The 10,457-nt window shown below is 72.4% G+C and carries 8 protein-coding genes; 2 read left to right on the forward strand and 6 right to left on the reverse strand.

From position 1 onward, the window contains the following. A partial coding sequence (locus HF577_RS34650; RefSeq protein ID WP_169400229.1) for a CAP domain-containing protein occupies positions 1–422 on the forward strand: 422 nt, incomplete at its 5' end. A gap of 7 nt (positions 423–429) precedes the next feature. Here HF577_RS34650 and HF577_RS34655 read toward each other — a convergent pair. Both HF577_RS34655 and HF577_RS34660 read right to left on the reverse strand, forming a co-directional pair. Further along, complete coding sequence (locus HF577_RS34655; protein WP_169400230.1) at positions 430–1,119, reverse strand: response regulator; 690 nt, start codon at positions 1,117–1,119, stop codon at positions 430–432. Next, positions 1,116–3,740, reverse strand: a complete 2,625-nt coding sequence (locus tag HF577_RS34660; RefSeq protein WP_312859577.1) for a sensor histidine kinase — start codon at positions 3,738–3,740, stop codon at positions 1,116–1,118. Before HF577_RS34660 ends, HF577_RS34655 begins: the two co-directional genes overlap by 4 nt. 140 nt (positions 3,741–3,880) lie before the next feature. Between HF577_RS34660 and HF577_RS34665 the strand changes: the two genes are divergently transcribed. Continuing rightward, complete coding sequence (locus tag HF577_RS34665; RefSeq protein ID WP_169400232.1) at positions 3,881–5,473, forward strand: Na+/H+ antiporter; 1,593 nt, start codon at positions 3,881–3,883, stop codon at positions 5,471–5,473. A gap of 62 nt (positions 5,474–5,535) precedes the next feature. On the opposite strand, the gene HF577_RS34670 is transcribed toward HF577_RS34665, so the two are convergent. Genes HF577_RS34670 through kdpF form a run of 4 tightly spaced genes read right to left on the reverse strand, consistent with a single transcriptional unit; the run spans position 5,536 to position 10,020 of the window. Then, positions 5,536–6,153, reverse strand: a complete 618-nt coding sequence (locus HF577_RS34670; RefSeq protein WP_169400233.1) for a potassium-transporting ATPase subunit C — start codon at positions 6,151–6,153, stop codon at positions 5,536–5,538. Positions 6,154–6,156: 3 nt separating this feature from the next. After that, positions 6,157–8,232 (reverse strand): potassium-transporting ATPase subunit KdpB, encoded by a 2,076-nt coding sequence (gene kdpB, locus HF577_RS34675; protein ID WP_169400234.1) that lies wholly within the window; start codon positions 8,230–8,232, stop codon positions 6,157–6,159. Continuing rightward, positions 8,229–9,890, reverse strand: coding sequence for a potassium-transporting ATPase subunit KdpA (kdpA, locus tag HF577_RS34680; RefSeq protein WP_169400235.1), 1,662 nt, complete (start codon positions 9,888–9,890; stop codon positions 8,229–8,231). The genes kdpB and kdpA overlap by 4 nt, the downstream gene beginning before the upstream one ends. A gap of 37 nt (positions 9,891–9,927) precedes the next feature. Further along, positions 9,928–10,020, reverse strand: a complete 93-nt coding sequence (kdpF, locus tag HF577_RS38965) for a K(+)-transporting ATPase subunit F (RefSeq protein ID WP_312859578.1) — start codon at positions 10,018–10,020, stop codon at positions 9,928–9,930. Positions 10,021–10,457: the final 437 nt, after the last annotated feature.

Genomic DNA, 10,457 nt, shown 5'->3' on the forward strand with positions numbered 1-10,457 from the left:
AGCCCCCGGCACCGGCCACGGTGGCGGCACCGACCACCCGGCGCGAGGTCCTGCGGGCACCCGGTCCCGCCGAGGCCGTCATCGCGGCCACCAACGCGGAGCGGAAGTCGGCGGGCTGCGGCGCGCTGGTCCGCGACGCGCGGCTCACCACCGCCGCCCAGGAGCACGCCTCCGACATGGCCTCCCGCCGCTACCTGTCCCACACCGACAAGGACGGCGACACCTTCGACGAGCGGATCCGCGACGCGGGTTACAGCTCCCCCGGCGGCGAGAACATCGCGCGGGGCCAGCGGACCGCGGCCGAGGTCGTGCAGGACTGGATGGAGTCCGCCGGGCACCGGCGCAACATCGAGGACTGCTCGTTCCGGACGATCGGTGTGGGCTACGCCAGCGACTACTGGGTGCAGGACTTCGGGCGCTGACCCCACGTCAGGCCTCGAACCGGTAGCCCATCCCCGGCTCCGTGATCAGGTGCCGGGGCCGGGACGGCTCGGGTTCGAGCTTGCGGCGCAGCTGCGCGAGGTAGACCCGCAGGTAGTTGGTCTCCGTGCCGTAGGTGGGCCCCCACACGGCCCGGAGCAGCTCGCGCTGCCCCACGAGCTTGCCGCGGTGGCGCACGAGCAGCTCCAGCACGCCCCACTCCGTGGGGGTGAGGTGGAGCTCGGTGCCGTCGGCGCGCACCACCTTCTTGGCCGCGAGGTCGACGCGGAAGTCCCCCGCGTCGACGATCGGCTCGCCGTCCACGGTGGAGACCGCGGCCCGGCGGACCGCCGCGCGCAGCCGCGCCAGCAGCTCGGCCATGCCGAAGGGCTTGGTGACGTAGTCGTCGGCGCCGGCGTCGAGGGCGCGGACGGTCTCCGGGGCGCCGGTCCGGGCCGAGAGCACGATGATCGGGACGGTGCTCCAGCCGCGCAGCCCCTCGATGACCTCGACACCGTCGATGTCGGGCAGGCCCAGGTCGAGGACAACGACGTCGGGGTGCCCGTCCGCGGCGGCGCGCAGCGCGGCGCCCCCGTCGGGGGCGAGCAGGACGTGATAGCCGTGCGCGGTGAGGTTGATCCGCAGCGCCCGCAGGATCTGCGGGTCGTCGTCGACCACGAGCACGCGGTGCTCGGTCATCGGGCGCCACCCCGCGACGGGACGGAGGGCGAGCCCGCGGGGCTCGGCGCCGGGGGGCCGGGTGCTTGCGCGGCCTCCGCCGGGGCCGGGTCGGGCACAGCGGCGCCGGGCACGGCGGGCAGCGAGACCACCACGGTCAGACCGCCGCCGGGCGTGTCCTCCGCGGAGAGCGTGCCGTCCATGGTCTCGGTGAGCCCGCGGGCGACCGACAGTCCCAGCCCCACTCCCGTCGCGCCGTCCCGGTCGCTGGGCAGCGCGGAACCGAGCCGCCGGAACGGGGCGAACAGCGCATCCCGCTGGTGGCGGGGCACGCCGGGCCCGGAGTCGACGATCCGCAGCTCGACGCGGTTGGCGTGCGCGCTCGCGCGCAGCACGATCGGTGCGCCGCCCGCGTAGCGCAGTGCGTTGTCGACGGCGTTGGCGACGACGCGCTCCAGCAGGCCGGAGTCCGCGAGAACGTCGGGAAGGGTCTCGTCGATGTCGACGGTGACCCGGTCGGCGCCGGGCAGCCCCACCAGCGCCCGGCCGGCGACCTCGTCGTACCCGATCGGCGCCAGGAGCGGCGTGACCGTGCCGGAGGCGAGGCGGGCGGAGTCGAGCAGGTTGTCCACGAGGCCGGTGAGCCGGTCGGCCGACTCCTCGATGGTCGCCATCAGCTCGAGACGGTCCGCCGGCGGCAGCTGCAGGCTGGTGTCCCGCAGGCTGCCGGCCGCGGCCTTGATCGAGGTCAGCGGGCTGCGCAGGTCGTGGCCGACGGTGGACAGCAGCGCGCTGCGGGTCTCGGTGGCGTGAGCGCGGCGCCGCGAGTCGTCGGCCTCGGCCGCCGCCCGCTGGCTGCGCAGCGCGAGCAGCGCCTGCCCGCCCACCACCTCGAGCAGCCTGCGGTCCGCCGCTGGCAGCGACCGTCCGCTGCCGATGAGGTGCAGGTCGTCCTCGATCTCGACGTCGACCTCCGCCTCCTCGGGCGCCATGCACCCCACTGGTCCGGACGAGGTGACACACGTCCACTCGTCCGACGCCGACCCCCCGGTGCGCTCCAGCAGGGCCACCGAATGCAGCCCGAACGCCTCCCGCACCTTCTCGAGCAGCCGCGGCAGCGGATCGCTCCGGGTGAGCACCGTCCGGGCGAACGACGCCAGCAGCGCCCCCTCGGCCCGGGCCCGTGCCGCCTGCTGGGCACGCCTCGCCGCGCGGTCGACGACGATGGCGACGAGCACCGCTACAACCACCATCGCCGCTATCGCCAGGAGGTTCTCCGCGGTGGCGATGGTGAACGAGTAGAGCGGTGGGGTCAGGAAGAAGTTCAGCAGTACGCCGCCGACCACCGCGGCCACCACCGCGGGACCGAGGCCGCCCACCATCGCGACGACGACCGTGGCGAGGAAGAACAGCACCACGTCCGTGGACATCCCGACCACGCCGCGCAGCACGATGCCCGCGCCGGTGGCTGCGAGCGGCATCAGGGCCGCGAGCACCCAGCCCAGCACCTTGCGCGACGCGGGCAGCCCGCTGTGGAACGCCGGGAGCCGCAGGCCACGGCCTGCCCCGTCGTGGGTGACCATGTGCACGTCGATCGACCCGGAGTCCTGCACGACCCGGGCCCCGATGCCCTCCACGAACACGCGCGCCAGCCGCGACCGGCGGGAGGTGCCGAGCACGAGCTGGGTGGCGTTGGCCCCGCGGGCGAAGTCGAGGAGGGCGGCGGGCACGTCCTCGCCGCCGACCACCGTGTGGAAGCTCGCGCCGACGTCCTCGGCCAGCGTCCGCAACCGGGCCACCGCCCCGACCGGGGGCCCGGCGAGCCCGTCGCCGCGCAGCACGTGCACGGCGAGCAGGTCGGCGGCACCGGCGTGCTTGGCGATCCGGGCGGCGCGGCGCAGCACCGTCTCGCTCTCCTTGTCACCGGTCAGCGCGACGACCACGCGCTCGCGGGTCTCCCAGGTATCGCTGATCTCCTTCTCGCTGCGGTAGCGCTGCAGCGCCACGTCCACCTCGTCGGCCACCCAGAGCAGGGCCAGCTCGCGCAACGCGATGAGGTTGCCCGGCCGGAAGTAGTTGGCCAGCGCCGCGTCGACCTTCTCCGCGGCGTAGATGTTCCCGTGCGCCATGCGCCTGCGCAGGGCCTCCGGCGTGATGTCGATCAGCTCGATCTGCGCGGCCTTGCGCACCACCTCGTCCGGCACCGTCTCCTGCTGGCGGACGCCGGTGATGCGCTCGACCACGTCGTTGAGCGACTCGAGGTGCTGGACGTTGACGGTGGTCAGGACGTCGATGCCGGCCTCGAGCAGCTCCTCGACGTCCTGCCAGCGTTTGCGGTTGCGCGAGCCGGGAGCGTTGGTGTGGGCCAGCTCGTCGATCAGCGCGACCTCGGGGCGGCGTGCGAGCACGGCGTCGAGGTCGAGCTCGTCGAGGCCGGGATGGCCGCCGACGCAGCGCCGGGGGACGATCTCGAGGCCGTGGAGCAGGTCGGCCGTCTTCGAGCGGCCGTGGGTCTCGACGATGCCGACGACCACGTCGGTGCCCCGCTCCACGCGGCGGCGGGCCTCCCCGAGCATGGCGTACGTCTTGCCCACCCCGGGTGCTGCTCCGAGGTGGATCCGTAGTTCTCCTCGCCTGCTCACAGCGTCGATTGTGCTCTCACGCGCTCGAGGGCGACCGTCCTCGCCCGTCGTGAGCAGCCGGGACGGCGGGCGCGCCTGGAACACTGGGCCGACGAGGCCGCGTCGGACATCGGGGACGGACATCGGAAGGACGGACCGGGGTGCAGGACCCACACGTGCTGCAGGTGGTGGTCGTCGTCGGGTGCGCCGTGATCGGGTTCACCTGGCTGGCGGGACGGCTGCGGATCACCCCGCCGATCGTGCTGCTGCTCGGCGGCGTCCCGCTGGCCTTCATCCCGTGGACGTCCGACGTGGTGCTGGAGCCCACGGTGGTGCTGCTGGTGTTCCTGCCGGCGCTGCTCTACTGGGAGTCGCTCACCACGTCGCTGCGCGAGATCCGGTCCAACCTGCGGGTGGTCGTGCTGTCGTCGGTGCTGCTGGTGCTGGCCACCGCCGGCCTGGTGGCCGTCACGGCGCATGCCCTGCTGGGGCTGAGCTGGCCGCTGGCCTGGGTGCTCGGCGCGGTGGTCGCCCCCACGGACGCCACCGCGATGGCGGCGGTGGCGGGCCGGATGCCGCGGCGCACCCTCACCACCCTCCGGGCCGAGAGCCTCATCAACGACGGCACGGCACTCGTGGTCTTCGCGCTCGCGGTCTCCGTGGCCACGGGCGAGCAGGTGTTCAGCTGGGCCTCGGCGCTCGGCGCCTTCGCGCTCTCCTACGTCGGTGGTGCGCTCGCCGGGCTGGTGGTCGCCTGGCTGGCGGTGCGGGCCCGCAAGCTGGTGCACGCTCCCCTCTCGGAGGCGGCCATCAGCCTGCTCACGCCGTTCGTCGCGTTCCTGCTGGCCGAGGAGCTGCACGCGTCCGGGGTGCTGGCCGTCGTCGTGTGCGGGCTGACGCTGAGCCAGTCCGGGCCCCGCGTCATCGGTGCCCGCACCCGCATCCAGACCGAGGCGTTCTGGCGCGTCACCACGTTCGTGCTGAACGGCACGCTCTTCGTGCTGGTCGGGCTGCAGCTGCGCGGTGCGGTCGAGGGACTGTCCTCGACCTCGGTTGCGGGGGCGGCCGTGCAGGCGCTGCTCGTCGCGGCCGTGGTGATCGGCACGCGGCTGCTCTGGATGAACGTCACGCCCTACGTCATCCGCGCGATCGACCGGCGCCCCCAGCAGCGGCTGCGCCGCGTGGGCTTCCGGCAGCGGCAGCCGATGGCGTGGGCCGGGTTCCGCGGCGGTGTGTCGCTCGCCGCGGCGCTCGCCGTGCCGCAGGACGTGCCCGGCCGTGACCTGATCGTGCTGGTCACCTTCGGCGTCATCCTGGTGACGCTGGTCGTCCAGGGCCTCACCCTGCCCGCGGTGCTCCGCTGGGCGCGCCTGACCGACGACGGGAGCGAGGCCAGGGAGCAGGCCCTCGCTGAACGGGCCGCCACCGAGGCGGGGCTGTCCGCGCTGCCGGCCATCGCGGAGCGCCTGGGCATCGGGCCGGAGATCGTGGAGCGGGTGCGCGCCGACTACGAGGACCACCTGCACGTGCTGGCCGACCCCACGATGCCGGTGGAGGACCCCGCGCTCGCCGCCGAACGCGGCCAGCACGCCGACGACCAGCGGTTGCGGGCGGCGCTGATCGCCGAGAAGCGCTCCGCGGTGGTGGGACTGCGGGACTCCAGGAAAATCGACGACATCGTGCTGCGCCGGCTGCAGTCCCGTCTCGACGCCGAGGAGGTACGGCTCAGCGCCCCCTCGGCCGACCTGGAGTGAGCCGCCCCGCGGGGACCGTCGGGGCGGCGACGGTCCCCGTGTGGGGGGAGCGGGCACAGCGGTCAGTGCCGGGCCTCCTGCACAGCGAGGTTCAGCGTGGTGACGTTGACGGTCGGCTCGCCGAGGAAGCCCAGCACGCGCCCCGACGACGACTGCGCGACGAGGCCGCGGACCGTGTCCTCGGACAGTCCGGTCACCCGCGCGACGCGGGCCACCTGCAGTGCCGCGTAGGCGGGGCTGATGTCCGGGTCGAGCCCGGACGCCGACGCCGTCACCGCGTCGGGCGGCACGAGCGCCGGGTTCACGCCCTCCCGCTTCGCGATCAGCTCCCGCCGCTGGTTGACGGTGTCGAGCAGGTCCTGGTTGAACCCGCTCTTGTTGGAGCCACCGGACGTGGTGGTGTCGGTCGGGCCGAGCGGCCCGGACGACGAGGCGGACGGCCGGGTGTGGAAGTACGGGTCGGCCGCGGGATCCGCCGGTACCGGGTCGACCCCGATCAACGACGAGCCGACGGCGGTCCCGTTGGCGGCGTGGATGATCGAGCCCCCCGCAGGGCCGGAGAGCCCGGGGAGCTGAGCCACACCGAACACGACGAGCGGGTACACGATCCCGCAGAGGACGGTGAGCGCGACCAGCACGCGCAGCCCGGTGGCGGTCTGGCGCCACAGCATGGTGAGCATCTCTCAGATCCCCGGAATCAGACGGACGAGCAGGTCGATGACGAAGATCCCGGCGAACGGCACGATCACGCCGCCGAGGCCGTAGATCAGCAGGTTGCGGCGCAGCAGGTTCGCCGCGCTCGTGGGCCGGTAGCGCACGCCGCGCAGGGCGAGCGGGATCAGCGCCACGATGATCAGCGCGTTGAAGATGACCGCCGACAGGATCGCCGACTGCGGCGTGGCCAGGTGCATGACGTTCAGCGCACCCAGCGCCGGATAGATGGCGACGAACATCGCCGGCAGGATCGCGAAGTACTTCGCGAGGTCGTTGGCGATGCTGAACGTGGTGAGCGCGCCGCGCGTGATGAGCAGCTGCTTGCCGATCTCGACGATCTCGATGAGCTTGGTCGGGTCCGAGTCGAGGTCGACCATGTTGCCGGCCTCCTTGGCCGCGGCGGTCCCCGTGTTCATCGCGACACCGACGTCGGCCTGCGCGAGCGCGGGCGCGTCGTTGGTGCCGTCGCCGGTCATCGCGACGAGGCGGCCACCCTCCTGCTCCTTCTTGATCAGGGCCATCTTGTCCTCGGGCGTCGCCTCCGCGAGGTGGTCGTCCACTCCCGCCTCAGCGGCGATCGCCCGCGCGGTCCGCGGGTTGTCACCGGTGATCATCACCGTGCGGATGCCCATCGCCCGCAGCTCGGCGAAGCGCGCGGCCATCCCGGGCTTGACCACGTCGGACAGCCGCACCACGCCCAGCAGCCGGGCCCCCGCTCCCTCCGCGGATGCCGCTTCGGCGACGACGAGCGGGGTGCCGCCGCCGTCGGAGATCTCGTCGACGATGGCGTCGATCTCGGCGGACTGCGTGGCCGTCCACCTCTGCACCGCCGACGCGGCGCCCTTGCGCACCGACCGGCCGTCGACGTCGACACCCGACATGCGGGTCTGCGCGGTGAACGGCACGAACTCGGCGACGGCCTCGGCTGCCGTGGCCTCGCCGGGCAGGCCGTACTCGCGAGCGCAGAGATCGACGATGCTGCGGCCCTCGGGCGTCTGGTCGGCGAGGCTGGAGAGCCGGGCCGCCACCGCGAGGGCGGCGCCGGAGACCCCTGACACCGGGATCAGTGCCGTCGCCTGCCGGTTGCCGAAGGTGATCGTGCCGGTCTTGTCGAGCAGCAGCGTGTCGATGTCGCCCGCGGCCTCGACCGCGCGACCGGAGGTGGCCAGCACGTTGCGCTGCACCAGCCGGTCCATGCCCGCGATGCCGATCGCGGAGAGCAGGGCGCCGATCGTGGTCGGGATGAGGCACACGAGCAGGGCGGTCAGGACGATCAGCGACTGGTTCACCCCGGCGTAGGTGCTCATCGGCGCCACGGCGACCACGGCCAGCAGGAAGATGATCGTCAGGACGGCCAGCAGGATCGTCAGCGCGATCTCGTTGGGCGTCTTCTGCCGGGAGGCGCCCTCGACCAGCGCGATCATCCGGTCGACGAACGACTCCCCCGGCTTCGTCATGATCTTCACGACGACCCGGTCCGAGAGCACGGTGGTGCCACCGGTCACGGAGCTGCGGTCACCACCCGCCTCCCGGATGACCGGCGCGGACTCCCCGGTGATCGCCGACTCGTCGACGGTCGCGATGCCCTCGACGACGTCGCCGTCACCCGGAATCGTCTCGCCCGCCTCGACCACCACCAGGTCACCGATGCGCAGTTCGGTGCCAGGCACCTGCTCCTCCGCACCGGAGGAGGTGAGGCGCCGGGCGACCGTCTCCTTCTTGGTGCGCCGCAGCGACTCCGCCTGCGCCTTGCCCCGGCCCTCGGCCACGGCCTCGGCCAGGTTGGCGAACAGCACCGTGAACCACAGCCACACCGCGATCCACCACGCGAACACGCTGGGCTGGATGATCGCCATGACGGTGACCACGACCGAGCCGACCCAGACCACGAACATGACCGGGTTGCGCAGCTGGGTGCGCGGATCGAGCTTGCGCAACGCCTCGGGCAGGGACGCGAGCAGCTGCCGGGGACTGAACGCCCCCGCCTTGACGGCCTGCGGAGCCTCGGGTGCGGCGGTGGGACGTTCCTGGAGATCGAGGGTCATGACAGAGCCTCCGCGATGGGCCCGAGCGCGAGGGCCGGGAAGAAGGTGAGGGCCGCGACGAGGATCAAGGTGCCGCCGACCAGCACGCCGAACATGGTTCCGTCCGTGGGCAGCGTGCCGGCGCCGGCTTCGACCCGTTTCTGCTTGGCGAGCGAGCCGGCGAGCGCGAGCACGGCGAGGATCGGCACGAAACGGCCGAAGAGCATCGCCAGCCCCAGCGTCACCTGGAAGAAGTCACTGGTGACCGTGAGGCCACCGAACGCACTGCCGTTGTTGTTGGCCGCCGAGGCGTAGGCATAAAGCACCTCGGAGAAGCCGTGCTCTCCGCTGTTGCCCAGTGCCCCGAGCGTGCTCGGCAGCGCGATGGCCAGCCCGGCGCCGATGAGCACCAGCGCGGGCATCGTGAGGATCGAGATCGACGCCGCCGTCACCTGGACGCGGCCGAGCTTCTTCCCCAGGTACTCCGGGGTGCGCCCGACCATCAGACCGGCGAGGAACACACCGATGATCGCGATCACGAGGATCCCGTACAGCCCGGTGCCCGTACCACCGGGCGCGACCTCACCGAGCAGCATGTTGAGGATCGTGATCCCGCCCGCGCCACCGGTGTAGCTGTCGTGCAGCGAGTTGACCGCACCGGTCGACGTGCCCGTGGTGGAGACGCCGAAGAGGATCGAGCTCGGGATCCCGAACCGGACCTCCTTGCCCTCCAGCGCCGCACCGGCCGCCTGCGCCGCGGGCCCGTTGGGGTGGGCCTCGGAGAACCAGGCGACGGCGATGAACGCCGTCCAGATGACGCCCATGACGGCGGCGAGCACGGTGCCCTGACGGGTGCTGCGCACCATCGTGCCGAAGGTGCGGGTGAGGCACACCGGGATCACCAGCTCGAGGAAGATCTCGATGAAGTTGCTCAGCGCGTTCGGGTTCTCGAACGGGTGCGCGGAGTTGGCGTTGAAGATGCCGCCGCCGTTGGTGCCGAGCTCCTTGATCGACTCCTGCGACCCGGCGGGCGCCAGCGGCAGGGTGTGCTGCATGCCGTCGACCCCGGTGATCGTGACGCCGGAGTGGAAGGACATCACCACGCCGGTGGCGATCAGCACGATCGCGGCGACGAAGGAGATCGGCAGCATCAGCCGGATCACGCCACGGGTCAGGTCGACCCAGAAGTTGCCGAGCCGGTCGGTGCTCGAGCGGACGAAGCCCCGGATCAGCGCGATCGCCACCGCGATGCCGACCGTCGCGGACACGACGTTCTGCACGGTGAGACCGGCCATCTGCACGGTGTTGCCGAGCGTGCTCTCCGGCACGTAGGACTGCCAGTTCGTGTTGGTCACGAACGAGATCGCGGTGTTGAACGCCACCGAGGGCGTCACCGCGCCGTGCCCGAAGGCCATGGGGAGGAACGCCTGCAGCCGCTGGAGCAGGTACAGCAGGACGACCCCGACGAACGAGAAGCCGAGCACCCCGGTCGCGTAGGTGGTCCAGCGCTGCTCGGCGTCGGGGTCGACGCGGATCAGCTTGTAGAGGGCCTTCTCCACCCGCCAGTGCTTGGTGGTCGTGAAGATGCGCGCCATGTAGTCGCCGAGCGGCTTGTACACGAGCGCGAGCAGCCCGACCATGGCGACGATCTGGAGGATGCCGGCGAGAGTGTCGTTCATGGCTGCACCTCCGCGGGACGGATCACGTCGGGGCGCATCAGAAGCGCTCCGGGCGCAGCAGGGCGACGAACAGGTAGATCAGCAGGCCCAGAGCGATGAGCCCGCCCGCGATGTACGCAGCGGCGTTCACAGCGACTCGAGCCCTCTCATCATCAGGGCGAGGACCGCGAAACCGGCGATCGTCAGCACCACGTAGGCCAGGTCGGCCATCGTTTCTCCTCCACCAGGACACACCGGCCCACCATGTGGCGGACCGGTGCGCGAGCATCGTCGGATCCTGGGAGGTGCGGTGCGCTGCGAACGCCCCGTTGACGCGCCGAGCCTGCGACGTTGACGCGATCCTGACGCTGCCGTGGCGCCCCTCACGCGCGCAGCGACATCCGGCCCCGCTCCGATGCGGCCCCGATCGGAGAAGGGCGGTCCGTGCCGGCGGCCCCCGACACGCCGGCACGGACCGAGGCGGGTCCTACCCCCTGTCACCGCGGCCTCGCGGCACCAGGTGGGCGGACCAGGTTCGTCAGCCGGTGGGTGCAGCCGGCGGGACGGGCGCAGTGGACGGGACGGGCG

The sequence above is a fragment of the Pseudonocardia xinjiangensis genome (assembly GCF_012911925.1).
Classification (GTDB): domain Bacteria; phylum Actinomycetota; class Actinomycetes; order Mycobacteriales; family Pseudonocardiaceae; genus Pseudonocardia; species Pseudonocardia xinjiangensis.

Coding starts and splice junctions, on each gene's coding strand:
- HF577_RS34670 (WP_169400233.1), bottom strand. CDS start 6,153: ATGCTCACCATGCTGTGGCGCCAGACCGCCACCGGGCTGCGCGTGCTG.
- kdpB (WP_169400234.1), bottom strand. CDS start 8,232: ATGACCCTCGATCTCCAGGAACGTCCCACCGCCGCACCCGAGGCTCCG.
- kdpA (WP_169400235.1), bottom strand. CDS start 9,890: ATGAACGACACTCTCGCCGGCATCCTCCAGATCGTCGCCATGGTCGGG.
- HF577_RS34655 (WP_169400230.1), bottom strand. CDS start 1,119: ATGACCGAGCACCGCGTGCTCGTGGTCGACGACGACCCGCAGATCCTG.